Here is a 25,474-nt window from a genome sequence, read left to right on the forward strand (position 1 = left end):
CGCGAACCGGGGGGCGCGATATCGTGGTCGAATTCAGGGTATCGAGAGCCCGATCTCAAGCCCCTTTGGGATTGATCTCGGTGTAACCGCCCTTGGCATCCCATTTGTAGACGACATAGTCGAGTTGCTTGATGTCGCCCTTGGCATCGAACTCGAGGGGACCGATCACCGTTTCCCACGAATTGGCCTTGATCGTATCCATGACCTTCTTCGGATCCGTGGTGCCGGCTTTCTTAACGGCGTCCGACCAGACTTGCATCGCGGCGTAGGTGTAAAGCGTATAGCCCTCGGGATCGATATTCCTGGACTTGAATTTTTCGACGATGGTCTTGGCGGTCGGCTTGTTGCGGGGGTCGGGGCCGAAGGTGAACAGCGTGCCTTCGCCGGCAGGCCCCGTGATCGAGGCGAACTCCTTGTCGGCTAGCGCGTCGCCGGCCATCAGAACCGTCTGCAGGCCCTGGTCGCGCATCTGGCGCAGGATCAGGCCGGCTTCCTGATGGTAGCCGCCGACATAGACCAGGTCGATGTTGTTCAGCTTCAGGCGCGACACGATGGCGTTAAAATCCTTGTCGCCCGCGTTGTAGGATTCGAACAGCTTCTCGGTGACGCCGGCCTTGTTGAGCGCTTTCTTGGTCTCGTCGGCGAGGCCTTTGCCATAGGTCGACTTGTCGTTGAGGATGGCAATATTCTTGCCCTTGTAATTCTTCGCGATGTAATTGCCGGCAACAGTGCCCTGCTGGTCATCACGGCCGCAGACGCGCGCCACGTTCCAGAGCTTGCGCTCGGTGAACAGCGGATTGGTGGATGCCGGCGTGATCTGCAACACGTTGCCGTCGGCATAGGCCTCCGACGCCGGGATCGACGACGAAGAACAATAATGGCCGGCGACGAACGGAATTTTCGCGCTGCCGATCTTTTCCGCGACCGAACGCGCCTGCTTGGGATCGCAGGCGTCGTCCTCGACGTCCAAAGCCAGCTTCTTGCCGAGCACGCCGCCGGCCTCGTTGAGATCCGCCACCGCCTGTTCGGCGCCGTTCTTCATCTGCCGGCCGAACGCGGAGTTGCTGCCCGTCATCGGGCCGGCGACAGCGATCGTGATGTCCTGCGCAAGCGCCGTCGTGGACAGGACCAGCGACGCGCCGAGTGCCAGGCCGATCAGCTTCAATGATTTCATGAGGAGTCCTCGCGGTGGATCGCTACGGGAATTCCCCGGCTGGCGGCCGGGTCCGGAAATTATCGTCATTGTCGGCTGATTTTGCCATGAAGTCATCGGCAAATTTCGGGCAAATCCAAGGGGCCTTCGCAGCATCTTGCCGCAGCGCACGTCTTCCTGACGCTCGCTGGAACGACTCCCGCGCGGCATTATCCGCGCCGGCCGCCTTCCAGATAGGCTGACCGAACCTCCGGACGCTGCAGCAGTTCGCCGCCTGTTCCGCTCAGCGTGATCAGGCCGTTGACCATGACATAGCCGCGATGGGCCAGCCGTAGCGCGTGGTTGGCGTTCTGCTCGACGATCAGCACGGTGAGGCCGTCCTGCCGGTTCAAGGTCCGGATCGCGTCAAAAATCTGCCGCGCGATCAGCGGCGCCAGTCCAAGCGAGGGCTCGTCCAGCATCAAAAGGCGAGGGCGGCTCATCAACGCTCGGCCGATCGCCAGCATCTGCTGTTCGCCGCCGGACAATGTGCCGCCGCGCTGGGTCATGCGCTCCTTGAGCCGCGGAAACAGCGTGAAGACGCGTTCCAGCCCGGCGGCGCGATCGCTCTCGCTGCAGTCGGTGGCGTCGGCGCCCATCTGCAAATTTTCAGCCACGCTCATGCGCGGGAAAATCCGCCGGCCCTCAGGCGATTGCGCAATGCGCAGCCGCGCGATCTGATGCGTCGCCACATCTGTGATATCGCGGCCGTCGAACTGGATCTGGCCCGCGCGCGCGCGCGGCTTGCCGAAGATCGTCATCATCAGCGTCGACTTGCCGGCGCCGTTGGCGCCGATCAGGGCTACGATCTCGCCGTTGTTGATGTCGAGATCGACACCCTTCAGCGCCTCGATCTTGCCGTAGGCCGCGCGCAGGCCGCGGATCGCGAGCAGGGGATGAGTCATGCCTTGCTCTCTTTGTCCGGTTTCCCAACGGCGGACGTCGTGCTCCCGCCCCCTGAAAGGGGGAGGGTCGGGGAGGGGGTCACGCCGCGCGCACGACTTTCAACATGCGTCAAAAGGTCGGTGAGCACACCCTCCAAGTTCGATAATACGTCGTTGTTCCAATACCGAACGACCGCAACGCCGTTATCCGCGAGCCAATGCGTACGGCGATCATCGGCGTGCTTCTGCTGTTCAGCATGCTGTCCACCGTCTACTTCAATGGCGAGGCGCAGGCTCGGGCAATAGAAATCAAGCGTGAATGGCCCGACCGGATGCTGCCTCCTGAAATGAAGGCCATTAAACTGGTCACGGCGAAGTGCATGCCACAGCCGATTTTCAGCATCAGTCATGTTCCCGCGAAGATTTCGCGCGCGCGCAGTCATCCTCCGCGTGCGAGAGAAGCGTGACCCCCTCCCGCCCGCTTCGCGGTCGACCTCCCCCTTGCAGGGGGAGGTTAAAGAACCATCGTTAGCGGTCATGTGCCGCTCTCCATCACCGCGATGGCTTCCTCTTCGTCGGCGCCGAGATAGGCCGCGATCACCTTGGGGTCGTCGCGAATATCCTGTGGCGTGCCTTCGGCGATCTTGACGCCGTAATCCATCACCACGACGCGGTCGGAAATCTCCATCACCACCGACATGTCATGTTCGATCAGCAGGATCGAGGTGCCGTGATCGGAGCGGATCGAGAGCAGCAACTCGCTCAAGGCCGCGCTTTCACGTGCGTTCAGTCCGGCGGCCGGCTCATCGAGACAGAGCAACGCGGGTTCGGTGCACATCGCGCGAGCGATTTCGAGACGGCGCTGGTCGCCATAGGGCAAATTGCCGGCGGCGTCATCGGCGCGGTCGAGCAGCCCGATGCGATCGAGCCAGAGCTTTGCCAGATCGATCGCGCGCTTCTCCGCACTGCGCCAGGATGGCGCGCCGATCAGGCCGAGAAAGGTCAGACCCGAGGCGCGCATCAGCGCGTTGTGCTGCGCGACCATCAGGTTTTCCAGCGCGGTCATGCCGGGAAACAGCCGGATATTCTGGAAGGTGCGGGCGACCTTGGCCTGTTTGGAAATCCGGAAATCATTCAGCCGTTCGAGCTGGATCTGCGTGCCGTTATCATGCGTCAGGCGAATGGCGCCTGAACTGGGCTTGTAGAAACCGGTGATGCAGTTGAATACGGTGGTCTTGCCGGCGCCGTTAGGTCCGATCAGCGCCGTGACCTCGCGCCGCTTCGCAGCGAACGACAGATCGTTGACGGCGACGATGCCGCCGAAGCGCATGGATAAATGATCGACGCTGAGAATGTCGTCGCCGCTCATCCATGTCCCTCCTTGACGAGGTCAGATGAGATCGCTTGCGAGTGTCGCAGGAACACGGTCGGTGCGCGATGGCCGATCAGCCCGCGCGGCCGCCAGATCATCAGCAGCACCATCGCGACGCCGAACACCAGCATGCGGTATTGTTCGAGACCGCGAAACAGCTCAAAGCCGCCGATCATCGTGAGCGCCGCGAGGGCTACGCCGAGCTGCGATCCCATGCCGCCGAGCACGACGATCGCCAGCACCAGCGCTGATTCCTGGAAGGTGAAGGATTCCGGACTGATGAAGCCCTGCCGGGTGGCGAAGAACGCACCGGCGAAACCGCCGAACATCGCGCCGGTCGCAAATGCCGTCAGCTTCGTCGTTGTTGTGTTGATGCCGAGCGCGCGGCAGGCGACCTCGTCCTCGCGCAGCGCTTCCCAGGCGCGCCCGATCGGCAGACGGCGCAACCGGATCGTCACCCAGTTGGTCAGCAGCGCCAGCGCCAGTATCAGATAGAACAGGAATACGATGCGGTGGGTCGGCGAGAATTCGATGCCGAGCTTGGCGGCGAGGCCGTCCTCGCCGGGCGTGAGCGGAATACCGAACAATGTCGGGCGCGGAATGCCGCTGACGCCATTTGGGCCGCCGGTCAGGCTCTGCCAGTTGATGATCACGAGGCGGATGATCTCGCCAAAGGCGAGCGTGACGATGGCGAGGTAGTCACCGCGCAGACGCAGCACCGGAAAGCCCAGCATGACGCCCCACAACGCCGCCAGGATGCCGGCCAGCGGCAGACAGATCCAGAATGACAGGCCGAAATTGGTTGCCAGCAGCGCGTAGGAATAGGCGCCGACCGCATAAAACGCGACGTAACCGAGATCGAGCAGGCCCGCGAGGCCGACGACGACGTTCAATCCCCATCCCAGCATCACATAGGTCAGCACGAGAATGCCGAGGTCGAGAATGTAGCGCTGATCGTAGAAAATCACCGGCACCAGAAAGGCAAAGATCAAGAGCAGCGGCGCGATGGCACGCCGCGCGACCGCAAGGCCGCTTTGCACCGACGGCGGAACGGTCCTGACGGTACCGAGCGGTCCCCACCATTGCCGCAGCAATTCGATAACGATGCTGCCGCCGAACACGATCGCGACCATGGAAGCGAGATCGCCGAACCTCGTCCAGTAGATCAATTGCCCGGTGGGGCCGGCCTCGGTGCGAACGCCGATCATCAGCGAAAACAACACCAGCGCGACCAAGGCGCTGATCAGGGCTTTCTTGAAGATGAAGGCTGCGCCCGGCAGGCGCGAGGCGGGCGTTGAAGTGGTTGCCACGCGCTCGTCCGTCAAACTTTTTCGACTTCGGGCCGGCCCAGAAGGCCGGTCGGAAGGAAGATCAGCACGATGATCAAAATCGAGAACGCCGCGACGTCCTTGTATTCGACGGAGAAGTAGGCCGACCACAGCGTCTCGATCAGCCCGATCGCAAGCCCGCCCAGCATCGCGCCGGGCAGCGAGCCGATGCCACCAAGCACAGCCGCGGTGAAGGCCTTGATGCCGGCGACAAAGCCCATGAAGAAATCGACCAGTCCGTAATACAGGAGGTACATCATGCCGGCGACTGCAGCCAGCGCCGCGCCAATCACGAAGGTCATGGAAATGGTGCGGTCGACGTCGACGCCCAACAGCGCCGCCATGGTCTGGTCCTGCTCGCAGGCGCGCATGTCGCGGCCGAGCCGGGTGCGCGACACCAGCCAGGTGAAAATCGCCAGCAGCACGATGGTGGTGACGACGACGATGATCTGCGCGTTGGACAACCGCACCGCAAAACCGTTCTTCTCCAGCAGCGTGTAGCCGCCGGTGATGATGGGCGGCACCGGCTTGACCCGCGCGCCCTGGGCCACTTGCGAATAGTTCGACAGCACGAATGACATGCCGATCGCCGACAGCATCGGCGCCAGCCGGAACGAGTGCCGCAGCGGCCGGTAGGCGATGCGCTCCACGGTCCAGCCATAGAGCGCGGTGATCGCCATCGAGACCAGAAGCACGATCAGCAGGATCAGCGGAATCGCGGTGAGGCCGATCGAGACCAGGATCAGGAACGAAATCAGCGCGATAAAGCCGCCGATCATGAAGATGTCGCCATGGGCGAAATTGATCATGCCAACGATGCCATAGACCATGGTGTAGCCAATGGCGATCAGGCCGTAGATCGAGCCAAGCACGATGCCGTTGATGACTTGCTGGGCGAAATAGTCCATGCGCTGCCGTTAGTTGGAGCATTTTCCGGCAAAGTGGTCCCGGTTTGCCGTCGAGAAAATGCTCGCCTCACAAATTCCGCGGCGATGGCCCCGGCAGCCCAAACGACGCGTCGTCTCGTTTTCTAACAGTGGGAACCGGGGGCGGCAACAGCACAGGGCGTGGCTGCAAGGCGTTGTACATAGGTACTTTTGGGCAGGGTTCCGGTGCCACAGTCGTGACAAGCGACGGCCACGCAAAGATCAAGGTGGAACCCGGCGTCCTTGCGAAACCAATCGCGCGCCATCGGAGTTGGTTGTGGCTTAGGATCAACAACGGAGATCTTTGATGTCCAACCAGAACCAGCCGGGCCAGCAGAGTCAGAACCCCAATCAGAAGCCCGGCCAGCAGCAGCAGGGCGGCGGCCAGAAGCCCGGTCAGCAGCAGCAGGATCCCAGCCGTCAGGGCCAGAACCCCAATAAGGATAAGGATCGCTAGTCCGCATCTGGACGAAGCGGGAGCAGGAAAGTCCCGCCGAAAGGCGGGATTTTTCTTTGGTAGCAGGTGAAATCGGGTCCTCGGTCACGAGGTGCACCCCGCTGCCCCCAGGAAGGCCGCTCCGGCTGACCCACGTTAAGGTAAATAAAGGGTTTAAATTGCCGCTCGCTATTTAAGCGCGTTACCTCGCTCCATGAGGCCACCGTCATTCGGGGCCCTGCGGAATAGCGGGAAGCGATATGTTCAGGAACTGGCGGATCAGTTCATTCAGCGGCGCGCTACTGGCGGCCTATTTCATCCCGACCTGGACCACCGTCGCCTTCAAGATCATGGTTTCGCCGATCCATGGCCTGTTTGAGCGGCCGAACATTTCGGTGGCGCTGTTCATCAGCGATCATCTGCAACTGGCCGCGGTGACGACGGTGCGCGCGGCATGGTTGCTCGCTCTGGGCAAGCTCACGGTGGTCGCGTTCTTTGCGATCTTTCTGGTCTTCACCGCCCGTGCCGTGGTCCGCAAGACGAGCGGGGGCGACGAAGCATTGGCGATCGCGCTTGCCATCGGCAGTGTGATCAGTTTTGCCAGCATGATGATGGCTTCGCAGGTCGGTGAGACCGCGGCGCTTCAGCTGCATGCGACGGAACTATTGATGCTGCTCGGCACCGCCATCGTGATGGTGTTCGAACGTCCCGTCGAGACCGCGCCGCAGAACCAGGGCGCGATTGCCGATTTATCCCTTCAGCAAGCCCAACTCCTGGACAATCGCTGACGCCTCCTTGACGGCGTGATTGGCCGCGGGCACGCCGCAATAGATCGCCTGCTGCAGCAGGATTTCCTTGATATCGTCGGGCGTAAAGCCGCCATCCGCGAGCGCCGCGCGCACGTGCAGGCGAAATTCGTCCCATTGACCGAGCGCCACCATGGTGCCGATGACGAGTACGCGCCGCGTGCGCTCGTCAAAATGCGGCCGGGTCCAGATCTCGCCCCACGCGTAGCGCGTGATCATGTCCTGGAAATCGGTGTTGAACGAATTCCGGTTGGCGATTGATTTGTCGACCCAGGCATTGCCGAGCACCTTGCGGCGCTGAACCATGCCGTCGTCCCGGCGTTTTTGATCGTCCATTTGCTTTCTCCTTCGTCATTGCGGGGAGCCAACGGGTCCCGGCTTCGGCGGGCCCGATGATAAACTCCGCGACGAAGCAATCCAGATCGTTCCGTGGGTACTGGATTGCTTCGCTGGCGCTCGCAATGACGGCATTCGTGTGAATTAACGTTGCGTCAGGAAACCGACCACGGCGTCGGTAAAGGCGTGCGGCTGTTCGACATTGGAAATATGCGCGGCGTCGAAAATGGTGAGGCTGGCGCGGGGGATCTGGCTGCGGATCAATTCACCGGCCGCAAGCGGCGTTGCCATGTCGTGGCGCCCAGCGATCACCAGCGTCGGGCTTTTGATCTTCGGCAGCAACGCACGCTGGTCGAGCGTGCTCAGCGCCTCACAGCAGGCGAGATAGCCCTGCACTGGCGTGGCCAGCAGCATCGCCTTCATATTCGCCGTGATCTGGGGTTCGCGCTCGCGAAAATCCGCGGTCAGCCAGCCCGCGATCACGGTATCGGCCACCGACGCGAGGCCGCCTTCCTTCACCGCCTTGATGCGGTTGAGCCAGTTGGTCGGATCGGCATAGTAGCAAGCGGTGTTGGACAGGATGATCTTGTCGAGGCGCTCCGGCGCGTTGGCGCCAAGCCATTGTCCGACCATGCCGCCCATCGACAGTCCGCACCAATGCACTTTCTCGATATTGAGATCATCGAGGATGGCGAGCACGTCGCGGCCGAAGCGCTCCATGGAATAGGGGCCGGGCGGCACGTCGGATTTGCCGTGGCCGCGGCGATCATAGCGGATCACGCGAAAAAGCTGCGTGAGCGCCTTCATCTGCGGCTCCCACATCTGCAGGGTGCAGCCGAGCGAGTTTGACAGCATCAGGGTCGGTCCGCCGTCGCGGCCCTCGACGGACACGTTGAGCAGGCAACCATCGGCGTCGATCATCGGCATCGGGATTTCTCCGGTATCTTATTGTCTGTCGAGCGAAGCGAGCAGCCGGTCGATCAGCGGCTGCGCGACGCCCTGATAGGCCATCGGTTCGAACAGGTCTGCAAGTTTTTTGGCGTCGAGCCACTTGGTGACCTTCGGATCCCCGGTCAGCACGTCGCGCAGGCCTTTTTTCTCGGCGACGGCTTTTTTGCTGGCGGCCTCGACCAGATGATGGGCCTCGCTTTTGCCGATCTTTTCCGCCAGCGCCATCGTCACGGACTCCGCCATGACCAGCCCGCGCGTGGCGTCGAGATTGGCGCGCATCCGCGCCGTATCGACTTCCAGGCCTTCGGCGATATCGACGATGGCTGCGAGCGCACCCGATGTGACGAGCAGCAAGCTCGGCATGGTTGGCCATTCCGCGTGCCACGGTCCGGCGCTGCGTTCGTGGTCCTGCACTTGGGCCGCGAAAATCGTCGCCGCCAGATTGGGCGCCATGGTGGCTGCGGCAAGCGCGGTGGCGGCGGCGACGGGATTGCGTTTGTGGGGCATGGTCGAAGAGCCGCCGCGGCCTTCGCCTGAAGGTTCGAAGGCTTCCGCAACATCGGTCTGCATCATCAGCGACACGTCGCGCGCGATCTTGCCGCAGGTGCCTGCGACAATGGCAAACACCGAGGCTGCTTCCGCGATGCGGTCGCGATGGGTGTGCCAGGGCGCGTCGGGCAGCGGCAGCCGAAGCTCTTGCGCGAGTTGCTCCGCGACCAGCAATCCCTTGTCGCCGAGGGCGGCGAGCGTGCCCGCAGCGCCGCCGAACTGCAATGCCGGTCCCTCGCTCCGCGACCGCCGCAGTCGCGTCCGCGAGCGATCGAGCGCGGCGGCATATTCGGCAAGCTTAAGCCCGAACGGCATCGGCAAGGCGTGCTGAAGCCAGGTGCGGCCCACGACCGGCGTATGGCGATGCTGTCGCGCGAGCCGGGCGAATCCTGTGATGGCGCGGTCGATGTCGGCAAGCAGCGCATCGATGGCAGCACGTAGCGTCAGCATGCCGGCGGTGTCGATCACGTCCTGGCTGGTTGCGCCCCAGTGGATATAGCGCGCGGCCTCGGCGTCGGTCCTGGCAACAGCCGCGGTGAGCGCCTTGACGAGGGGGATCGCGAGATTGCCGGACGTGGTCGCGGCCTCGGCCAATGCGCCAAGATCGAACGCCGCGGCCTGGCATGCACTCGTGATCGGTCCTGCCGCGCTTGTGGGGATGATGCCGATGGTGGCTTCGGCGCGCGCAAGGGCTGCTTCGAAATCCAGCATGTGCTGGAGATAGGCCATATCGTCGCAGACCGCGCGCATGGCGGCGCTCGACAGGACAGGCGCGAGCAGGGGTGAGAGGGCTGTACTCATGATGCGCGCGACCTAACCATTCCAGCCTGTATCTGCCAATGCTTTTGCCTGTTACGCCTGCGAATATGCATCGCTATCAGCCCAACGGTCCCCTTTCATTTCGGCTTGCCGTGCTTTACTTCAGGGCTGGTACCGGCGCGGGGCCGCGCCCGAGCTTTTCAGGAGACGAATCACATGGCCATGACAATGAATGGCGAGGTCCAGCTTGCGGCGCCGCGTGAAGCCGTGTGGGCCAAATTGAACGACCCGGAAGTGCTCAAGGCCTGCATCCCCGGATGCGAGGAACTGGAAAAAACCGAAGACAATGGCTTCCGCGCGGTCGCCAAAATGAAGGTCGGGCCGGTGTCAGCGCGCTTCAAGGGGCGGGTCACGCTGAGCGATCTCGATCCGCCCAACGGCTACAAGATCACAGGCGAGGGCGAGGGCGGCGTGGCGGGATTCGCCAAGGGCGGCGCGACGGTGGCCTTGGCCGACAAGGATGGCGGCACGCTGTTGACTTATAATGTCGAAGCGCAGATTGGCGGCAAGCTCGCCCAGCTCGGGCAGCGGCTGATCAACGGTTCGGCCAAGAAACTGGCCGACGAATTTTTCGCTAACTTTGCCAAGGCGGTGCAAGGTTAGTCCGAAAGGCTAGTCCCGACCAACTCGCCGTAAGTCATATCTGGCCATGCCGCAGGTGAGGTTGCTCATTACCGGGATGGCCCATATTATGGCTTCTGGAATGATTTTAAACGCCTGTTCTGTCGATATGCGGCAGCGCAGATGAAGAGAGTGCTGATGGCCAAAATTTCCCTGATCGTGAACGGCAATCCCGTGAACGCCAATGTCGACCCCCGTACCCTGCTGGTCCAGTTTCTGCGCGAAAATCTGCGGCTGACGGGCACCCATGTCGGCTGCGACACGTCGCAATGCGGCGCCTGTGTCGTGCATCTCGACGGCAAGGCCGTCAAATCCTGCACCACGCTTGCGGTGATGGCCGACGGCCATGAGGTCAAGACCATCGAGGGCCTTGCGCCGGATGGCGCGCCGCTGCACCCGATGCAGGAGGCCTTCCGCGAGCATCACGGTTTGCAATGCGGCTTCTGTACGCCCGGCATGATCATGACCGCGGTCGACTTGGTTCACCGCAAGGGTCACGATCTCAGCGACCATACCATCCGCGAAGAGCTTGAAGGCAATCTCTGCCGCTGCACTGGCTATCAGAACATCGTTCTATCGATCGCCGCGGGCGCCAAGGCGATGGCGAAATCCGACCTCGCTTAACCGATATCATCGCGACCGCGACCAGGAATCTCTCATGTACGAATTCAAATATCATCGTCCGGCGACTGTACGGCAGGCCGCCAATCTCCTGATCAAGAATGAAGACGCCAAGCTGATCGCCGGCGGCCACACGCTGGTGCCGGTCATGAAGCAGCGCCTTGCCAGCCCGCCGCATCTGGTCGACCTCTCCCATATCGAGGGCCTGAACGACATCGAAATGAAGGGCCGTGCGCTCGTCATCGGCGCCACCGCCAAGCATGCCGAAGTCGCGACGTCGGCTGTTGTCGGTGAGGCGATCCCTGCGCTCGCCGAACTGGCAGGCCTGATCGGCGATCCCGCGGTGCGCCACAAGGGCACGATCGGCGGCTCGCTCGCCAATAATGATCCGACCGCCGACTATCCGGCCGCATGCCTTGCGCTCGGCGCGACCATCGTCACCAACAAGCGCCGCCTGAAGCCGGAGGAATTTTTCCAGGGCTTGTTCTCCACTTCGCTCGAGAGCGACGAGATCATCACCAAGGTGATGTTCCCGGTGCCGAAGAAGGCCGCTTACGTCAAATTCCGCAACCAGGCCTCGCGCTATGCGCTGGTCGGCGTGTTCGTCGCCAAGCGGCCGTCGGATGTGCGCGTCGCCGTCACCGGAGCCGGCTCCGACGGTGTGTTCCGCGTCGCCGCGTTTGAAGAGGCGCTGAAGAAACGCTTCTCGCACAAGGCGCTCGACGGTTTGACGGTGCCCGCGGAAGGCCTGAACAGCGATCTGCACGGCAGCGCCGAATATCGCGCGCATCTGATCGGGGTGCTAACGCGCCGCGCGATCGAAGCTGCGAACGCCAAAGCGTGAAGTCACCGATTCCTGGATCATCAAGATTGGCCCACTCATGAGTGCATCGGCGTTACCCAAATCCGTCGATGCAATGCTTGAGCTTCTGACCTCGCGCGGCTATCTCGCGGAGCGTTCGCTCGCGACCGTGACCTATCTGTCGCTGCGCATGGGCCGGCCGTTGTTTCTGGAAGGCGAGGCCGGCGTCGGCAAAACCGAAATCGCCAAGGTGCTGTCGGCCGCACTTGGGCGGAAGCTGATCAGGCTGCAATGTTACGAGGGCCTGGACGTCGCATCCGCGGTCTACGAGTGGAACAGCGCGGCGCAGATGATCGCGATCAGGCTTGCGGAAGCCGCCGGCGACACCGATCGCGACCAATTGTCATCAGATATTTTCGCCGAACGCTATCTGATCAAGCGGCCATTGTTGCAGGCGCTGGAGCCGGATACGGCAGGCGCACCGGTGCTGTTGATCGACGAACTCGACCGCGCCGATGAAGCGTTCGAAGCCTATCTGCTCGAAATCCTCAGCGATTTCCAGGTGACGATTCCTGAATTCGGCACGGTGAAGGCGCCACAGCCGCCGATCGTCATCGTCACCTCGAACCGCACCCGCGAAATTCACGATGCGCTGAAGCGCCGCTGCCTCTATCACTGGGTCGATTACCCCAGCGCTGAACGCGAGCTTGCGATTGTCAAATCCCGTGTCCCCGGCATTTCGGCAAAGCTGTCGCAGCAGGTGGTCGGGTTTGTCCAGGCGCTGCGCGATCAGGATTTCTACAAATCGCCCGGCGTGGCCGAGACCATCGACTGGGCCACCGCGCTCACCGAACTCGACGCCCGCTCGCTGACGCCGCAAGTGGTCGGCGACACGCTCGGCGCGCTGTTGAAATACCAGGACGATATCGCGCGGATGCAGGGCGACGCCTTGCAGAAGGTGCTCAAGGAAGCGACGAGCGAGAATTAGCTCGCGCGTTGCGAAACAACAATCGTCATTCCGGGGCACGCGAAGCGTGAACCCGGAATCCAGAGCATGATCCGGAAAAGTGAACCGGTTTTCCGAAAAGATCATGCTCAAACAAAGAGATGAGATCAGGATCCGATTCAATCTAATCGGATCCTGATCTAGAGATTACAGCACGAAATTCCGGGTTCGCGCCGGTGGCGCGCCCCGGAATGACGAAAGTGAAAATGGCCACGCCAGCTCCCACTCCGTCAGTTACCGGCCTGATCGCCGACAACGTCGTCGGCTTTGCCCGCGCGTTGCGCGCGGCCGGGCTTCCGGTCGGGCCGGGCGCCGTGATCGATGCGCTGAACGCGCTGCAGGTGATCGAAATCGGCAACCGCGCCGACGTCTATGCCACGCTGGAAGCGATCTTCGTCAAGCGGCACGAGCACGCGCTGATCTTCGAGCAAGCTTTCGACCTGTTCTTCCGCGCCGCCGAGGACTGGAAGCACATGCTGGATTCGGTGCCGCTGCCGGATCAAGCCAGGAAAAAGCCGCCGCCGGCCTCGCGCCGTGTCCAGGAGGCGTTGTCGCAACCGTCCATCAGCGAAACGCCGCAGGCCCAGGAGCAGGAACTCCGCCTCTCGGTGTCCGACAAAGAAGTGCTGCAGAAAAAAGACTTCGCCCAGATGAGCGCGGCCGAGATCGCGCAAGTGACGCGCGCCATCGCGCAGATGAAATTGCCGCAGGCCGAATTGCGCACCCGCCGCTACCGGCCGGATGCGCGGGGCTTGCGGCTGGACATGCGGCGCACGCTGCGCGGATCCCTGCGCACCGGGGGCGACATCATCGACATCCATCGCCTGGGGCTGATCGACAAGCCGGCGCCGATCGTGGCTCTGCTCGATATCTCCGGCTCGATGAGCGAATATACCCGCCTGTTCCTGCATTTCCTGCATGCCATCACCGATGCCCGCAAGCGCGTGTCGGTGTTCCTGTTCGGCACAAGGCTGACCAATGTGACGCGGGCGCTGCGGTCACGCGATCCCGATGAGGCGCTGGCAAGCTGCACCTCGGCGGTGGAGGATTGGGCCGGCGGTACCCGGATTGCCACCTCGCTGCATACGTTCAACAAATTATGGGGCCGGCGGGTGCTGGGGCAGGGCGCGATCGTGCTTTTGATCTCCGACGGGCTGGAGCGTGAGGCGGACGCCAAGCTCGCCTTCGAGATGGACCGGCTGCACCGGTCCTGCCGCCGGCTGATCTGGCTCAATCCGCTGCTGCGCTATGGCGGCTTCGAAGCCAAGGCGCAGGGCATCAAAATGATGCTCCCGCACGTTGACGAATTCCGTCCGGTGCATAATTTGAGTTCTATCGAGGGGCTGATTGCAGCACTGTCCTCGGTGCCGCCGCCGCATCACCGCAGCCTGATCCGCCCCGCAGCTTGAAAAGAGGCGCCCATGCCCACCACGCTCAATCGCGACGAAGACATCCTGCAGGCGGCCGAAGACTGGCAAAAGGCCGGCCATGGCGTTGCGCTGGCCACCGTGGTCGAGACCTGGGGCTCGGCGCCGCGGCCGGCGGGCTCGAGCCTTGTGATCAACGATGACGGAACGTTCCTGGGCTCGGTCTCGGGCGGCTGCGTCGAGGGCGCTGTCGTCACCGAGGCGCTGGACGTGATCGCGAGCGGCCAGCCCAAGATGCTCGAATTCGGCGTGGCCGACGAGACCGCGTGGAATGTCGGCCTGTCCTGCGGCGGCACCATCCGGGTGTTTGTCGAGAAAGTTGGTCAGTCGTGAAGCTTCAAACGCTGGCAGAGCTGAATGCCGAGCGCGCGGCGCGGCGGCCGGTGATCCTGGTCACCGATACCACCAACGGCGGGCAGCGGCTGGTCAAGGCCAAGGATATCGCCGCCGATCCGTTGCGCGCCGAACTGTCAAAGCAGTTGCGCATGGGCAAGAGCGGCATGATCGAGGTTGACGGCAAGAAGGTGTTCCTCAATGTCTACGCGCCGACCGCGCGCCTTGTCATCATCGGCGCGGTTCATATCAGCCAGGCCCTGGCGCCGCTGGCGCGCTCGCTGGATTACGATGTGACGGTGGTCGATCCGCGCACCGCCTTTGCGAGCCCCGAACGGTTTCCGGACGTGCCGCTGATCGCCGAATGGCCCGACGTCGCGCTGCCGCCGCTCAATGTCGATCACTACACGGCGTTCGTCGCGGTGACGCATGATCCGAAAATCGACGATCCGGCGCTGTTGCACGCGTTCGAACGCAACTGCTTTTATATCGGCGCGCTGGGTTCGCGAAAGACCCACGCCAAACGCGGCGACCGCCTCAAGGCGCAGGGCGCGTCCGATGCCGACATCGCGCGCATCCACGCGCCGATCGGCCTGAACATCGGCGCGGTCTCGCCGTCCGAAATCGCGGTCGCGATCATGGCCGAGATCACCGCGCAGTTACGTTTGCCCCCGAAAGAAAAAGAAGAAGCGGCATGAAATTCGGTCCTGCCAGTCCGGGAGACGCGATTGGCGGCGTGACCGTTCACACGCTGCGCCAGGGCTCGCTGGTGCTGAAGAAGGGCACCACGATCGGTCCCTCCGAGGTCGAGGCGCTCAACAGGGGCGGCGTCAAGGAAATCGTTGTCGTCAGGCTTGAGCCCGGCGACGTCTCCGAGGACGTCGCGGCCGGCAGTATCGCGCGCGCGATCGCCGGTGAGGGCGTCGACGTGGAGCGTGCCTTCACCGGACGGTCCAATTTGTTCGCGGCGCAAGCAGGCGTGCTGGTCGTCGATCGCGGGGCGGTCGACAACATCAACCGCGTCGATGAAGCGATCACGTTTGCAACGCTGCCGGCCTTCAAGGCCGTTGTGCCCGGCGAGATGATTGCGACCGTCAAGATCGTGCCGTTCGGTATCGAAGGCGAATTGTGTGAAAGGGCGGTGGCTGCGGCAAAGACCGGCCCGATGCGCGTTGCGCCCTACAAGATCAAGCGCGTCGGCATTGTCTCGACGCTGCTGCCGGGGTTGGCGCCGAAAGTGATCGAGAAGACCTTGCGGGTCACCGCCGACCGGTTGGCGCCCGCTGGCGCCTCGATCATTGCCGAGCGCCGCGTGCCGCATGACGAGACGGTGCTGGCGGCTGCGATCAGGGAATTGCTCGGCCTTGGTGCGGAACTGGTGATCGTGTTCGGCGCGTCTGCGATCGCCGACCGTCGCGATGTGATCCCGGCTGCGCTTGAAGACGTCGGCGGCACCATCGAGCATTTCGGCATGCCGGTCGATCCCGGCAATCTGCTGCTGATCGGCAATGCCGGCGGCGTGCCGGTGTTGGGCGCGCCCGGCTGCGCCCGCTCGCCGGTGGAGAATGGATTTGACTGGGTGCTGATGCGGCTGTTGGCGGGCATCAAGGTGACGCGCGCCGACCTTACCGGCATGGGCGTCGGCGGCTTGTTGATGGAGATCGTCACCCGGCCGCAACCGCGCAAGCCCGCTGGCTCCGAAGGCAATCGCAATATCACGGCGGTGATCCTGGCGGCCGGGCGCTCCACCCGGATGGGCGGCCCCAACAAATTACTGGCCGACCTCGGCGGCAAACCGCTGGTCCGGACCGTGACCGAGCAGGCGCTGGCCTCCAAAGCATCCGATGTGATCGTGGTGACCGGGCATCAGGCCGCCGAGGTCGAGAAAGCATTGGCGGGGCTCAAGGTGAAATTCGTGCGCAACCCGGATTTCGCCGCCGGACTGGCCAGCTCCGTCAAGTCGGGTATTGCGGCGGTGCCCGACAATGCCGACGGCGCGGTGGTGTGTCTCGGCGACATGCCGCTGATCGATGCGCGCCTGATCGATCGGTTGATCGAAGCGTTTGCGCCTGATAGCGGCAATTTGATCGCGGTGCCGGTCAGCGACAACAGGCGCGGTAATCCGGTGCTGTGGTCGCGCCGGTTCTTCGACGAATTGATGACGCTCGACGGCGATATCGGCGCGCGCCATCTGATCGCCAAACACGGTGAGGCGGTGGCGGAAGTCCCGGTCGAGGGGCACGGCGCGTTTCTCGATATCGATACGCCCGAGGCGCTCGTAGCGGCTCGGCAAGGCAAGCGCCAGACGGAGCGGCTATCGTAAGTCGCGCGATAGCAGCTCGCGCGCCATCCATTTTTCAATCCCTCGTTCACCAAGTGGAAACATCCGCTCGGGTAGATTCCGCCGCGTGACCTCGGGGGAGGGGCTTTTGACTTCGTTTACTGCTTTACAGCGCCGCGCGATGTTCATTTTCGCGCTGACTCTGGCGCTGGCCGGAACGCGTTTCGTCACCGAGGCATGGGCGGCAGGGGCGTTTGCCATCGGCAAATGCGGTGCTTACGGCGAGGCCTATGATTTTGCCGGCGAGGCCGGCGCGCGGGCCGCCGCGCTCAAGCAATGCAAGGGTGAGTGTACCGCCGTGACGATGAAGCGCGCCTGCGCGGCATTGTCGATCGACCTGACCAACCCCTGCGGTGCCCACGGCTACGCGGTGGAATCGCGGATTTCGAGTTCGCTCAACGTAGCCACGAAAAAATGCTACGAATTCGGCGGCAAGGAATGCGTCATCCGCGCCTGGGCCTGCGATGCCAAGGGCTGATTTCATTCTCCAGATGCTCAGGGCGTGCCACGAGCACGATCTCACCTCTTCCTGAGGGAGAGGTCGGCGCTTCCGTCGCCGATGTGGCGAGGCTAAGCTACGACAAGAATCTTCTTGGCTGGATCATCCATGCAATTCGATACCAAGATCGCGGTCATCATCAGGACCGACCTGGAAGCGTGGCAGAAGCTCAACGTCGCCTCGTTCCTCACCAGCGGCGTCGCGGCGGCATTCCCGGAATGTATCGGCGAGCCTTACGAAGATGGCTCGGGCACCAAATATCTGTCGCTGATCGGCCAGCCGATCCTGATCTATGGCGCCGACCGTCCGGCACTTTCCCGCGCGCTCGAACGGGCGCTGGCGCGAAACGTGAAGCCTGCCGTCTATACCGAAGACATGTTCAAGACGACGCATGATGCGGCCAACCGGGAGGCGGTGAGGGCAGTGATCCGCGGCGAACTCAACCTCGTCGGCCTTGCCATGCGTGCCGAACGCAAGGTGATCGACAAGATCGTCGATGGGCTGAAGTTTCACAGCTAGCGGTAGCTCCAGTATTTTGCTGGCCGGATTTATGTTTCCGTTTGCCGGCATGCCGGTATGGGCGCAATATATTGGCGAAGGCCTGCCGTTGACACATTATGTGCGGATCGTTCGCGCTATTTATTATGCTGAAGGGCGCAACGCTGCAAAATCTGCAATATGATACGTTTGCGCTTGTTGCTCTGATGCTGCTTGCCATGACCGTCGCGGTGACGCGCTTCCGTCGCACGCTCGATTGAGAGACAGACCGTGCCTGACCGACAAGACCGCGGGATCGGGATATTGCGGCGCTTCCTGCGGCAGAAAGATCGCACCCCCGTGCTCGCCCAGTACAGGGATGCCCTGACCCGCGAGATCATTCTGACCGAGCAGTCGCGCGTCAAGGCTGTCATCATCACGGTCTCGCTGCTGGTCGCGGTGACGACCATGCTTCATGTCGTCGCGCCGTCGGTGCTCGCCCGTATCTCCCATGGCCAGTTCGATCTGACCCCGCTGTATGCGGTGTACGTTCCGTTTGTGCTGTTCGAATTCATGGTCCTGTATCTGCTTGCCCGACGGCTGAAGATGCAGGGCGATGTGCCGTGGGTACGGCGTTATCTCTCCGCGCTGATCGAAACCAGCATTCCGACGTTCGTGCTGTATTTGCACATGAACTGGATGGGACCGGAGCAGGCGCTGGGCTTCGCCGCGCCGCTGGCGTATTTCCTCTTCATTATTCTCTCGACGCTGCGGCTCGATTTCTGGCTTTCCACCTTCACGGGCTTTGTTGCCGCGGCCGAGCTGTTCGTGATGGCGATGCTGTATCACCCGGCCGGCGTTACCGGCATATCGGCATCCGAACTTGGATATGAGCTGATCCGCAGCGTGATGTTTCTGATCGGCGGCATACTGGCGGGTTCGGTCGGTGTTCAGCTGCGGCACCAGTTCGAAACCAGCATTGCGGCCGCGACCGCGCGCGATCGCGTCACCAATTTGTTCGGGCAGCATGTTTCGCCCGCGGTCGTCGAACGGCTGCTGGTGGAAGGCGCTGACAGCTCGAGCCACATCCGCCACGTCGCCGTGATGTTCGTGGATTTCCGCAGTTTCACCGCGGGCGCGCGGATCCGGACGCCGCAGGAGGTGGTCGAGCGCCTCGACGGCGCCTTCGCGATCCTGGTTGAAATTCTCGACCGGCACGGCGGCATCGTGAACAAGTTTCTGGGCGATGGTTTTCTGGCGCTGTTCGGCGCGCCGATCGAGTCATCCAACGCCGCGCGGGAAGCGGTCGCTGCGGGGCGCGAGATGCTCGCGGCCATGGATGAAGTCAACGAGGCCAGCAGCTGGCCGCTGCGGATCGGCATTGGCATCCACTACGGCGAGGTGGTCGCCGGCAATATCGGTTCGCCCCGGCGCAAGGAGTATACCGTAATCGGCGATACCGTGAATTTCGCGTCGCGGCTGGAGACGCTCAACAAGGATTTCAATTCCCAGCTTTTGATTTCGTCCGCCGTTTACGAGGCGGTCGGCGAAGCCAGCCGCGATGCCGTGTCGCTTGGACCGGTCACGATCAAGGGCTATGACCGGCCAATGCCGGTGTGGCAGTTGGGGTAGAGGCGAGGAGGGTTGGATGCAGCGGCGTTATATCACCGTGGACGTTTTCACCGATCGTGCCTTCGGCGGCAATCCGCTGGCGGTGGTCCTGGATGCCGGCGGACTTTCGACCGCGCAGATGCAGGCCATCGCGATCGAATTCAACTATTCCGAGACGACCTTCGTGTTGCCGCCGCGCGATAGCGCCCATGACGCGGAGGTCCGCATCTTTACGGTGCGCTCCGAGATTCCTTTTGCGGGCCACCCCAATGTCGGCACCGCCTTTGTGCTGGCAACGCAGGCGGCCAAGCCGTCGGCGCGGCTGTTGTTCGAGGAAAAGGCCGGTCTTGTGCCGGTCGCGATCCTTAAACGCGACGGCAAAATTGTCGGCGCCGAACTCACCGCGCCGCAACCGCTGAAGCGATTGACACAAGTCAGCGCCGAGCAGGCGGCGGCCTGCGCCTCGCTGTCACCATCGGATGTCAAAACCGACCGGCACCCACCGCAGATCGTCTCGGTCGGGCTGCCGTTTCTGGTCATGGAGCTGGCCACGCGCGAGGCGCTGCGGCGGGCGAGGCCGGATGCGGCGGCGTTTGCTCGCACCTTTCCGTGCGATGAAAGCGACGCCGTCTATCTCTACACCAGAGATGTGCCCGAGGGAGAGAAGCCGTGCGATTTGCAGGCGCGAATGTTTCATCCCGGTTCCAGCGGCCTGAGCGAGGATCCTGCCACCGGCAGCGCCACAGCGGCGGCCGCTGCTCTGCTCGCCGATTTGTCCAATGAGCAAGATGCGGAGCTGTCGTTGCGGATCGGGCAGGGCGTCGACATGGGGCGGCCGAGCCTGTTGCTCACCCGCGTTCGCAAGGAAAAAGGCGCCGTCGTCTCCACGCATGTCGGCGGTGGTTGCGTGCGGATGATGGAAGGCACGTTTCGGCTGGCGGGCGAGGGGTGACGTAGGAGCGTTTACACCTGCGGCGCGACCAGGTTTTCAATCTTCACGCCATCGCGGTCTTCGATGATCTCGGCGATCCACTGCCGATGGCAATGGGCGTGATCGCGCTCGTAACAGAGAATGCAGACCGGTCCGGATTTCTTGACCAGCGAGGACAATTCATCGAGCTCTTCTTTGGCCTGCGGCGTCCTCAGATGCGCCGCATAGATGCGGTGCAGGGCATCGAACTTGCCGCTGCGTGCAGCGTCGCGGCCTTCCTTCGGCGTGCCGAGCCCGCGCAGATGCAGATAGGAGATGCCGCGCTCGTCGAGCCCTGCTGCGAGCTGGCTTTTCGAAAAGCCGGGGCGGCGGGACGACGCGACGGCGCGCACGTCGACCAAAAGCTTGACGCCGGCCTGTTCCAGTTCGTCGAGCACGGATTTCGCGGGCGTTTGCTCGTAGCCGATGGTGAAGAGCTTTTTAGTCTTGGCCATGAGATACTCGGATTATTTCACGCGCTCGATCAATTCCATTGCGCCGGCTGGCGCGCGCACCTTGCCCTCGTGGATCACATAGGCGAACACGTCGCGTGGAATCTTCTTCGGTTTTGCCGTGTCCACGCGCGGCAGATCGTCGGGCTCGCCGCCATCAGCCCAAAGCTCGAAACGCTTCGCCCAGGCATCGAGTTGCTTCGGCGGATAGCAGGTCTTGATTTCGTCATTGCCCTTTTGCAGGCGCGCGTAGACGAAATCGCTGGCGATATCGGCGATGGCCGGATATTTGCCGTGCTCGGCGAACACCACCGGCGTCTCGAACTGGCGCAACAGAGCTATGAACTCCGGTACGCAGAAACTGTCGTGCCGCACTTCGACCACATGGCGCAGCGCGCGCCCCTCGAGCTTGCGCGGCAGAAGCTCGAGGAATTTGCCGAAATCGGCTTCGTCGAATTTCTTGGTCGGTGCGAACTGCCACAGCACCGGACCGAGCCGATCGCCGAGTTCCAGCACGCCGGAATCGTAGAACCGTTTCACGGAATCGCCGGCTTCGGCCAGCACCCGCCGGTTGGTGGCGAAGCGCGGCCCCTTCAGCGAGAACACGAAACCATCTGGCACCTCACGCGCCCATTTGCGAAAACTCTCGGGCTTCTGCGAGCCGTAATAGGTGCCGTTGATCTCTATCGAGGTCAGTTTTGAGGCGGCATAGGCCAGCTCTTTTGCCTGCGTCAGCTTCTCCGGATAGAAAACGCCGCGCCACGGCTCAAAGGTCCAGCCACCGATGCCGATGTAGATATTGCCTGATTTCTTTGAGGCGGTCGGAGCTTTGGTCACTTGCTGGATCTCTTTGCGAAAAGGGAAAGGGGCACCGGCGCAAGCCTAATCAAATCAACCGCGATTGGCCAGTTGGCCGCGCAAGGCTTTCTGCAGGAACAACTTCTGGATTTTCGAATTGGTCGTCGGGCCAGGTTTACAAGCGTGGCCTGCACGGACCCGCCCCCAGAAAACCCCTAAGCCCCAGGGTGGGGCCGTGCCTTCGCTAAATTCGAAACCGGAGGCGCATGATGGAAAATCCGACCGAAGATGAGATCCGCCAGCGCGCCCACGCAATCTGGGAACGCAATCACCGGCCGGACGGAAGGGATGGCGAATTCTGGCGTCAAGCCGAACGCGAGCTAGGGGAAGAACGTCAGCGCGGGGTAAGCCCAGGGAATCTCGAAACACCCAGCGTGTTGCCGGGATAATGTTGCACGCGGACCGGTTTTGGCGATCTCGATCAAGACCGCTTCTTTGCGCCGTCGCACGTTTGCGCTACAAGGCCGAAATCTTGGGAAGAGGACGGCTCAATGGCGTGGCCCATCATTGTTGCGTGGATACATTACGTCGCGATCATGCTGTTGATTGCGAGTCTTCTCGGCGAACATCTGCTGCTGAAGCCGGAGCTGACGGCGACCGAGGCCAAAACGATCCAGCGGCTTGATATTGTTTATGGCGGCTCGGCAGTGGCCGTGCTGATCACCGGGATCATGCGCATGTTCCTGGAAAAAGGCGTCGCCTATTACAATCACCATATCGCGTTTCATATTCTGTTCGGCATTTTCATCATCGCAGCGCTGCTATCGATTTATCCGACCGTGCTGTTCCTGCGCTGGAGATCCGAAACGCTTGCGGGGCGGGGACAACAGCTCGCCCAAGGCCAATTCAAAAAGATTCAAATGATTGTCCGTATCGAAATGACGTTGCTGCTTCTGGCGCCGTTCTTTGCGACCTGGATGGCGCATGGCGACTTCTGATTGTTACAGACCGGTGACATTAGCTCCTTCAAACGTGATGAGCTGACACCGGCTGTTGACCGCAACTAAATGCGGACGCGGGTATCGTTGCAACGCCAGACGCGAGCACCCTCGAGCTAAACGGCGTTCCGCATGATCGTGGACCTGCACAATTTCGGGCTTCCCTTTTCCGGGCTTTCCGTTCTGTGTCTGCTTTGGAAGTCCGCGCCCAATATTTTGTGGAGCGTGGGAAGCGCGACCCCATAACCAGTTTTTGCAAGTCAGAAAAGACAACCTGGCTTTGCTCGTGCGGTTATCGCTGATGTCGCTGTTTGCGAATCAAGCGGGAAATCCGCCTGCGTCGGAGCAGGCCGACAACTCAGTGCATCTTGATTATCGCGCGCCTCGATAGCGACAAAGCCAAGGCTGTGTCTGCGGGTCAGGTCACCGCGATGGCTACCGGCGGCGTTTCACCATCGAGCCAGTCTTGCTCGTCAGCCAGCGAGCGCCAGGCATCTTCCATGCGTTTGTACCGGAGATAGGTCGGATGGTCGGCTGCTCTCTCCGCGAGCTGCGCGCAATTCTCTGCGTTTTCGCGGAAGTGATCGGATTGCTTCATGACGTCCTCCTTCCCCTAGACGTAAGGAGCCCGGCCGATGGAACCAACGGCTAGGCCGTATGAAATGTTGGTAACGTCAATGGTTTGCCGCGATCGTTGAATCAGAATGGCTTAATCGTGTCACGGACGGGTCGGAAGAAAGGGGAAAGCGTGCTGAATATCTTTGATGGGGTCACCGCTTAGTCCCAAGGCATACATTATCTCGGCGATCGCGAGGCCGATCACGGCGGCCTTGACGCAGACGATCAGGCAAAATCCGATCGGGTTATCGTCAAGGGTGCATGTCCAGCCGCGGCTCGTCGCAGTGCCGGTTCTGATATTCTTGGTAATCCCCCAAAGCGCGGCGAGGCCAAGAATCCCGAATATAATTCCGTTGAAAGTGGGGGACATGCGCCGGGCTCAGCCATGGTTGCTGATATTGGGACACAGGCGAGTTAAATTCTGTTGAACAGTGGCCTTTTATGTGACGATGAAACCTGCGCGGGCGCGGCTGTAAATTGTGCGGCGTTCAAGCTAGAATAAGAAAAAAGGGAGAAAAAGATGCGGATGGCTATTGTGGCCGCACTGGCACTGACGACTTCGGGCGCGATGGCCGATGAGATCGATGATGCTCACCGGCAGGCGCTGCAGGGGCGGGACATCTATTGGACCTGCCTCGCCCAGCAGTATTCGCAAGAGAGCAACAAATCCATGTCAGGACAGGATTTCACGCTCCATATCGCCAGCGTATGTCCCTCCGAGCGGCAGTATTTTAGGGCCGCGCTGGTTGACTACCTGACGGTGCAATTTCCCAATACCGATGCGGGAACCCATATGACGACGGCCAACAACGCCATCGCGCTGGCCCAAAAGGACGTCGTCACGGCCTTTATCAATCATAAGGCCGCCGCGTCGAAGTAGTGATCCCCGACGGCTGACCGGTCGAATGGCCGGGCCCCCCTTGCGGAACACCCGGATGGTCCCTATGTAGCTTCTAACGGCGACGTTGATGCTTGATAGCTCCGGCGCTGGAACGACCACGGAATAGCTCGGTAGCGCCGGATGTACGCGCGCCTGTTGTTCGTGGTCGTTGGCATTTCTGGGCCTGTTTTGGCCTGTTTCAGGTCCGTTTTACCCCCCGATATCGGAACTGCGCGGCCGCATCGTCCTTGGCATCGTCAGGGGCGGCGGATATACGCTGGCGCCATGAACGAAGCCATCAGACCGGGCCCCGAAAGCCTGCCGCAGGCCGCTGTTGCGCCTCAGCTTTCGGTCGTCGTCCCCACCTTCAATGAGCGCGACAACGTCACCACGCTGTACCGGCGCCTGGAGACGGCACTCGCCGGCATTCCCTGGGAAGTCGTCTTTGTCGACGACAATTCGCCTGACGGCACCTGGGATGTGGTGCGGGCGCTGGCGCGCCAGGATAATCGCGTTCGCTGTATTCGCCGGATCGGACGGCGGGGCCTGTCCGGCGCCTGTATCGAGGGCATTCTGGCTTCGAGCGCGCCGTGCGCGGCCGTGATCGACGCCGATCTCCAGCATGACGAAACCCAACTGCCGAAGATGCTGGCGCTGCTGCAAGGTGGCGAATTCGACCTCGTGGTCGGCAGCCGCTACATCGAAGGCGGCAGTGCTGACAGTTTTAACAAACAGCGCGCCGGCGCCAGCGCGCTCGCGACTGAGGTCGCCAAACGCGTATTGCGGGTCAAGATCGCCGATCCCATGAGCGGCTTCTTCATGATCCGCCGTGATCGTTTCGAGCAGCTCGCGCCGCAGCTCTCGACGCAGGGCTTCAAGATCCTGCTCGATGTCGTCGCGACCGCCCGCGGCGAACTGCGCGTCAAGGAAATTCCCTACAACTTCGGCTCGCGGCTGCACGGCGAGAGCAAGCTCGACTCGATGGTGGCGCTGGATTTCCTGGGGTTGGTGCTGGCGAAGCTGACCCATGATGCGGTGTCGCTGCGTTTCCTGTTGTTTGCGATGGTCGGATCGCTCGGCGTGTTCGTGCATTTCGCAGCACTATTCATCGCGCTTCGCGGATTTGATCTGCCGTTCGCGGTGGCGCAGGGCTGCGGCGCATTCTCGGCGATGACCAGCAACTTCATCCTGAACAATTTTCTCACCTACCGCGATCAGCGGTTGAAGGGTTTTGCGATCCTGCGCGGGCTGTTGTTGTTTTACCTCGTGTGCAGCGTCGGGCTTGCCGCAAATGTCGGGGTGGCGTTCTCGGTCTATGCCCAGGAGCCGATCTGGTGGCTGGCGGGTGCGGCCGGCGCGCTGATGGGCGTGGTATGGAATTATGCGATGTCCGGACTGTTCGTCTGGCGCAAGAAATGAAG

The 25,474-nt window shown here is 62.1% G+C and carries 31 protein-coding genes and 1 pseudogene; 19 read left to right on the forward strand and 13 right to left on the reverse strand.

Annotated elements, in window-relative coordinates; translation table 11 throughout:
- Positions 1 to 55 precede the first annotated feature (55 nt).
- From BLV09_RS01750 to BLV09_RS01775, 6 genes are all read right to left on the reverse strand, one after another.
- Positions 56 to 1,174, reverse strand: a complete 1,119-nt coding sequence (locus tag BLV09_RS01750) for a branched-chain amino acid ABC transporter substrate-binding protein (RefSeq protein ID WP_146686108.1) — start codon at positions 1,172 to 1,174, stop codon at positions 56 to 58.
- 188 nt (positions 1,175 to 1,362) lie between these two features.
- The gene (locus BLV09_RS01755; protein WP_100382683.1) at positions 1,363 to 2,097 is read right to left on the reverse strand and encodes an ABC transporter ATP-binding protein; all 735 of its coding nucleotides are present in this window, start codon (positions 2,095 to 2,097) and stop codon (positions 1,363 to 1,365) included.
- The gene (locus BLV09_RS01760; RefSeq protein WP_349536711.1) at positions 2,094 to 2,615 is read right to left on the reverse strand and encodes an endonuclease domain-containing protein; all 522 of its coding nucleotides are present in this window, start codon (positions 2,613 to 2,615) and stop codon (positions 2,094 to 2,096) included. Before BLV09_RS01760 ends, BLV09_RS01755 begins: the two co-directional genes overlap by 4 nt.
- Entirely contained in the window at positions 2,612 to 3,445 is an 834-nt protein-coding gene (locus BLV09_RS01765; protein ID WP_146686109.1) for an ABC transporter ATP-binding protein, read from the reverse strand. Before BLV09_RS01765 ends, BLV09_RS01760 begins: the two co-directional genes overlap by 4 nt.
- On the reverse strand, positions 3,442 to 4,758 hold the full coding sequence (livM, locus tag BLV09_RS01770; protein WP_146686110.1) for a high-affinity branched-chain amino acid ABC transporter permease LivM: 1,317 nt from the start codon (positions 4,756 to 4,758) through the stop codon (positions 3,442 to 3,444). The genes BLV09_RS01765 and livM overlap by 4 nt, the downstream gene beginning before the upstream one ends.
- An 11-nt stretch (positions 4,759 to 4,769) precedes the next feature.
- Complete coding sequence (locus BLV09_RS01775; RefSeq protein WP_100382680.1) at positions 4,770 to 5,684, reverse strand: ABC transporter permease subunit; 915 nt, start codon at positions 5,682 to 5,684, stop codon at positions 4,770 to 4,772.
- A gap of 325 nt (positions 5,685 to 6,009) precedes the next feature.
- On the opposite strand from BLV09_RS01775, the gene BLV09_RS36910 reads away from it, so the two are divergent.
- A complete protein-coding gene (locus BLV09_RS36910; protein ID WP_167558547.1) occupies positions 6,010 to 6,159 on the forward strand; it encodes a hypothetical protein in 150 nt (49 codons plus the stop codon).
- 239 nt (positions 6,160 to 6,398) lie between these two features.
- On the forward strand, positions 6,399 to 6,926 hold the full coding sequence (locus tag BLV09_RS01780) for a hypothetical protein (protein ID WP_146686111.1): 528 nt from the start codon (positions 6,399 to 6,401) through the stop codon (positions 6,924 to 6,926).
- Here BLV09_RS01780 and BLV09_RS01785 read toward each other — a convergent pair.
- The 3 genes from BLV09_RS01785 to BLV09_RS01795 all read right to left on the reverse strand — a co-directional run bounded on the left by BLV09_RS01785 (position 6,888) and on the right by BLV09_RS01795 (position 9,581).
- On the reverse strand, positions 6,888 to 7,280 hold the full coding sequence (locus tag BLV09_RS01785) for a carboxymuconolactone decarboxylase family protein (RefSeq protein ID WP_100382678.1): 393 nt from the start codon (positions 7,278 to 7,280) through the stop codon (positions 6,888 to 6,890). The two genes, BLV09_RS01780 and BLV09_RS01785, sit on opposite strands and share 39 nt — an antisense overlap.
- Positions 7,281 to 7,424: 144 nt before the next feature.
- A complete protein-coding gene (gene pcaD, locus BLV09_RS01790) occupies positions 7,425 to 8,207 on the reverse strand; it encodes a 3-oxoadipate enol-lactonase (RefSeq protein ID WP_146686112.1) in 783 nt (260 codons plus the stop codon).
- 18 nt (positions 8,208 to 8,225) lie between these two features.
- On the reverse strand, positions 8,226 to 9,581 hold the full coding sequence (locus BLV09_RS01795; protein ID WP_146686113.1) for a 3-carboxy-cis,cis-muconate cycloisomerase: 1,356 nt from the start codon (positions 9,579 to 9,581) through the stop codon (positions 8,226 to 8,228).
- A 174-nt stretch (positions 9,582 to 9,755) separates the two neighbouring features.
- On the opposite strand from BLV09_RS01795, the gene BLV09_RS01800 reads away from it, so the two are divergent.
- The 13 genes and pseudogenes from BLV09_RS01800 to BLV09_RS01860 all read left to right on the forward strand — a co-directional run bounded on the left by BLV09_RS01800 (position 9,756) and on the right by BLV09_RS01860 (position 20,289).
- Positions 9,756 to 10,202: an SRPBCC family protein gene (locus tag BLV09_RS01800; protein WP_100382675.1), complete on the forward strand. Its 447-nt coding sequence runs from the start codon at positions 9,756 to 9,758 to the stop codon at positions 10,200 to 10,202.
- A 156-nt stretch (positions 10,203 to 10,358) separates the two neighbouring features.
- Positions 10,359 to 10,844: a (2Fe-2S)-binding protein gene (locus BLV09_RS01805; RefSeq protein ID WP_146686114.1), complete on the forward strand. Its 486-nt coding sequence runs from the start codon at positions 10,359 to 10,361 to the stop codon at positions 10,842 to 10,844.
- Between the two features lie 34 nt (positions 10,845 to 10,878).
- Positions 10,879 to 11,685 carry an FAD binding domain-containing protein gene (locus tag BLV09_RS01810; protein ID WP_146686115.1) on the forward strand — a complete coding sequence of 269 codons (807 nt, stop codon included), beginning with the start codon at positions 10,879 to 10,881 and terminating at the stop codon, positions 11,683 to 11,685.
- Positions 11,686 to 11,722: 37 nt separating this feature from the next.
- Positions 11,723 to 12,631: an AAA family ATPase gene (locus tag BLV09_RS01815; protein WP_100382672.1), complete on the forward strand. Its 909-nt coding sequence runs from the start codon at positions 11,723 to 11,725 to the stop codon at positions 12,629 to 12,631.
- 224 nt (positions 12,632 to 12,855) lie between these two features.
- Positions 12,856 to 14,058 (forward strand): vWA domain-containing protein, encoded by a 1,203-nt coding sequence (locus tag BLV09_RS01820; protein ID WP_100386966.1) that lies wholly within the window; start codon positions 12,856 to 12,858, stop codon positions 14,056 to 14,058.
- A 12-nt stretch (positions 14,059 to 14,070) separates the two neighbouring features.
- Positions 14,071 to 14,409 (forward strand): XdhC family protein, encoded by a 339-nt coding sequence (locus tag BLV09_RS01825; RefSeq protein WP_100382671.1) that lies wholly within the window; start codon positions 14,071 to 14,073, stop codon positions 14,407 to 14,409.
- A complete protein-coding gene (locus BLV09_RS01830) occupies positions 14,406 to 15,107 on the forward strand; it encodes an XdhC family protein (protein ID WP_146686116.1) in 702 nt (233 codons plus the stop codon). The genes BLV09_RS01825 and BLV09_RS01830 overlap by 4 nt, the downstream gene beginning before the upstream one ends.
- Entirely contained in the window at positions 15,104 to 16,732 is a 1,629-nt protein-coding gene (locus BLV09_RS01835) for an NTP transferase domain-containing protein (protein WP_146686117.1), read from the forward strand. Before BLV09_RS01830 ends, BLV09_RS01835 begins: the two co-directional genes overlap by 4 nt.
- Before the next feature lie 139 nt (positions 16,733 to 16,871).
- Complete coding sequence (locus BLV09_RS01840; RefSeq protein WP_100382668.1) at positions 16,872 to 17,228, forward strand: DUF4189 domain-containing protein; 357 nt, start codon at positions 16,872 to 16,874, stop codon at positions 17,226 to 17,228.
- Between the two features lie 129 nt (positions 17,229 to 17,357).
- Positions 17,358 to 17,768 (forward strand): DUF2000 family protein, encoded by a 411-nt coding sequence (locus BLV09_RS01845; RefSeq protein ID WP_146686118.1) that lies wholly within the window; start codon positions 17,358 to 17,360, stop codon positions 17,766 to 17,768.
- 10 nt (positions 17,769 to 17,778) lie between these two features.
- Positions 17,779 to 18,007, forward strand: a pseudogene (locus tag BLV09_RS01850) (ABC transporter permease); the annotation flags it as partial.
- A gap of 43 nt (positions 18,008 to 18,050) precedes the next feature.
- Positions 18,051 to 19,358 (forward strand): adenylate/guanylate cyclase domain-containing protein, encoded by a 1,308-nt coding sequence (locus tag BLV09_RS01855; protein ID WP_244549245.1) that lies wholly within the window; start codon positions 18,051 to 18,053, stop codon positions 19,356 to 19,358.
- A 16-nt stretch (positions 19,359 to 19,374) separates the two neighbouring features.
- Positions 19,375 to 20,289 (forward strand): PhzF family phenazine biosynthesis protein, encoded by a 915-nt coding sequence (locus tag BLV09_RS01860; RefSeq protein WP_146686119.1) that lies wholly within the window; start codon positions 19,375 to 19,377, stop codon positions 20,287 to 20,289.
- Positions 20,290 to 20,300: 11 nt separating this feature from the next.
- Here the strand turns inward: BLV09_RS01860 and BLV09_RS01865 are convergent, their stop codons facing one another.
- Positions 20,301 to 20,762 (reverse strand): DUF488 domain-containing protein, encoded by a 462-nt coding sequence (locus BLV09_RS01865; protein ID WP_146686120.1) that lies wholly within the window; start codon positions 20,760 to 20,762, stop codon positions 20,301 to 20,303.
- Positions 20,763 to 20,774: 12 nt separating this feature from the next.
- Positions 20,775 to 21,596, reverse strand: a complete 822-nt coding sequence (locus BLV09_RS01870; protein ID WP_146686121.1) for a DUF72 domain-containing protein — start codon at positions 21,594 to 21,596, stop codon at positions 20,775 to 20,777.
- A 230-nt stretch (positions 21,597 to 21,826) separates the two neighbouring features.
- Between BLV09_RS01870 and BLV09_RS01875 the strand changes: the two genes are divergently transcribed.
- Both BLV09_RS01875 and BLV09_RS01880 read left to right on the forward strand, forming a co-directional pair.
- The gene (locus BLV09_RS01875; RefSeq protein WP_349536712.1) at positions 21,827 to 22,006 is read left to right on the forward strand and encodes a DUF2934 domain-containing protein; all 180 of its coding nucleotides are present in this window, start codon (positions 21,827 to 21,829) and stop codon (positions 22,004 to 22,006) included.
- Positions 22,007 to 22,108: 102 nt separating this feature from the next.
- Positions 22,109 to 22,555 carry a DUF2214 family protein gene (locus BLV09_RS01880; RefSeq protein WP_100382662.1) on the forward strand — a complete coding sequence of 149 codons (447 nt, stop codon included), beginning with the start codon at positions 22,109 to 22,111 and terminating at the stop codon, positions 22,553 to 22,555.
- 418 nt (positions 22,556 to 22,973) lie between these two features.
- Here the strand turns inward: BLV09_RS01880 and BLV09_RS01885 are convergent, their stop codons facing one another.
- Positions 22,974 to 23,153: a hypothetical protein gene (locus tag BLV09_RS01885; RefSeq protein ID WP_100382660.1), complete on the reverse strand. Its 180-nt coding sequence runs from the start codon at positions 23,151 to 23,153 to the stop codon at positions 22,974 to 22,976.
- A 120-nt stretch (positions 23,154 to 23,273) separates the two neighbouring features.
- Complete coding sequence (locus BLV09_RS01890) at positions 23,274 to 23,543, reverse strand: hypothetical protein (protein ID WP_146686123.1); 270 nt, start codon at positions 23,541 to 23,543, stop codon at positions 23,274 to 23,276.
- Between the two features lie 150 nt (positions 23,544 to 23,693).
- On the opposite strand from BLV09_RS01890, the gene BLV09_RS01895 reads away from it, so the two are divergent.
- Positions 23,694 to 24,053 (forward strand): hypothetical protein, encoded by a 360-nt coding sequence (locus BLV09_RS01895; RefSeq protein ID WP_146686124.1) that lies wholly within the window; start codon positions 23,694 to 23,696, stop codon positions 24,051 to 24,053.
- 285 nt (positions 24,054 to 24,338) lie between these two features.
- The gene (locus BLV09_RS01900; RefSeq protein WP_146686125.1) at positions 24,339 to 25,472 is read left to right on the forward strand and encodes a glycosyltransferase; all 1,134 of its coding nucleotides are present in this window, start codon (positions 24,339 to 24,341) and stop codon (positions 25,470 to 25,472) included.
- Positions 25,473 to 25,474: the final 2 nt, after the last annotated feature.

Origin of the sequence: Bradyrhizobium canariense, assembly GCF_900105125.1 — a bacterium.
GTDB classification, from domain to species: domain Bacteria; phylum Pseudomonadota; class Alphaproteobacteria; order Rhizobiales; family Xanthobacteraceae; genus Bradyrhizobium; species Bradyrhizobium canariense_A.

Excerpts from the sequence above, each read along its gene's own strand:
- BLV09_RS01750 (WP_146686108.1), bottom strand. The coding sequence starts at position 1,174 with ATGAAATCATTGAAGCTGATCGGCCTGGCACTCGGCGCGTCGCTGGTC.
- BLV09_RS01755 (WP_100382683.1), bottom strand. The coding sequence starts at position 2,097 with ATGACTCATCCCCTGCTCGCGATCCGCGGCCTGCGCGCGGCCTACGGC.
- BLV09_RS01760 (WP_349536711.1), bottom strand. The coding sequence starts at position 2,615 with ATGACCGCTAACGATGGTTCTTTAACCTCCCCCTGCAAGGGGGAGGTC.
- BLV09_RS01765 (WP_146686109.1), bottom strand. The coding sequence starts at position 3,445 with ATGAGCGGCGACGACATTCTCAGCGTCGATCATTTATCCATGCGCTTC.
- BLV09_RS01775 (WP_100382680.1), bottom strand. The coding sequence starts at position 5,684 with ATGGACTATTTCGCCCAGCAAGTCATCAACGGCATCGTGCTTGGCTCG.
- BLV09_RS36910 (WP_167558547.1), top strand. The coding sequence starts at position 6,010 with ATGTCCAACCAGAACCAGCCGGGCCAGCAGAGTCAGAACCCCAATCAG.
- BLV09_RS01780 (WP_146686111.1), top strand. The coding sequence starts at position 6,399 with ATGTTCAGGAACTGGCGGATCAGTTCATTCAGCGGCGCGCTACTGGCG.
- BLV09_RS01785 (WP_100382678.1), bottom strand. The coding sequence starts at position 7,280 with ATGGACGATCAAAAACGCCGGGACGACGGCATGGTTCAGCGCCGCAAG.
- pcaD (WP_146686112.1), bottom strand. The coding sequence starts at position 8,207 with ATGCCGATGATCGACGCCGATGGTTGCCTGCTCAACGTGTCCGTCGAG.
- BLV09_RS01795 (WP_146686113.1), bottom strand. The coding sequence starts at position 9,581 with ATGAGTACAGCCCTCTCACCCCTGCTCGCGCCTGTCCTGTCGAGCGCC.
- BLV09_RS01800 (WP_100382675.1), top strand. The coding sequence starts at position 9,756 with ATGGCCATGACAATGAATGGCGAGGTCCAGCTTGCGGCGCCGCGTGAA.
- BLV09_RS01805 (WP_146686114.1), top strand. The coding sequence starts at position 10,359 with ATGGCCAAAATTTCCCTGATCGTGAACGGCAATCCCGTGAACGCCAAT.
- BLV09_RS01810 (WP_146686115.1), top strand. The coding sequence starts at position 10,879 with ATGTACGAATTCAAATATCATCGTCCGGCGACTGTACGGCAGGCCGCC.
- BLV09_RS01815 (WP_100382672.1), top strand. The coding sequence starts at position 11,723 with ATGAGTGCATCGGCGTTACCCAAATCCGTCGATGCAATGCTTGAGCTT.
- BLV09_RS01820 (WP_100386966.1), top strand. The coding sequence starts at position 12,856 with ATGGCCACGCCAGCTCCCACTCCGTCAGTTACCGGCCTGATCGCCGAC.
- BLV09_RS01825 (WP_100382671.1), top strand. The coding sequence starts at position 14,071 with ATGCCCACCACGCTCAATCGCGACGAAGACATCCTGCAGGCGGCCGAA.
- BLV09_RS01835 (WP_146686117.1), top strand. The coding sequence starts at position 15,104 with ATGAAATTCGGTCCTGCCAGTCCGGGAGACGCGATTGGCGGCGTGACC.
- BLV09_RS01840 (WP_100382668.1), top strand. The coding sequence starts at position 16,872 with ATGTTCATTTTCGCGCTGACTCTGGCGCTGGCCGGAACGCGTTTCGTC.
- BLV09_RS01845 (WP_146686118.1), top strand. The coding sequence starts at position 17,358 with ATGCAATTCGATACCAAGATCGCGGTCATCATCAGGACCGACCTGGAA.
- BLV09_RS01860 (WP_146686119.1), top strand. The coding sequence starts at position 19,375 with ATGCAGCGGCGTTATATCACCGTGGACGTTTTCACCGATCGTGCCTTC.
- BLV09_RS01865 (WP_146686120.1), bottom strand. The coding sequence starts at position 20,762 with ATGGCCAAGACTAAAAAGCTCTTCACCATCGGCTACGAGCAAACGCCC.
- BLV09_RS01875 (WP_349536712.1), top strand. The coding sequence starts at position 21,827 with ATGGAAAATCCGACCGAAGATGAGATCCGCCAGCGCGCCCACGCAATC.
- BLV09_RS01880 (WP_100382662.1), top strand. The coding sequence starts at position 22,109 with ATGGCGTGGCCCATCATTGTTGCGTGGATACATTACGTCGCGATCATG.
- BLV09_RS01885 (WP_100382660.1), bottom strand. The coding sequence starts at position 23,153 with ATGAAGCAATCCGATCACTTCCGCGAAAACGCAGAGAATTGCGCGCAG.
- BLV09_RS01890 (WP_146686123.1), bottom strand. The coding sequence starts at position 23,543 with ATGTCCCCCACTTTCAACGGAATTATATTCGGGATTCTTGGCCTCGCC.
- BLV09_RS01895 (WP_146686124.1), top strand. The coding sequence starts at position 23,694 with ATGCGGATGGCTATTGTGGCCGCACTGGCACTGACGACTTCGGGCGCG.
- BLV09_RS01900 (WP_146686125.1), top strand. The coding sequence starts at position 24,339 with ATGAACGAAGCCATCAGACCGGGCCCCGAAAGCCTGCCGCAGGCCGCT.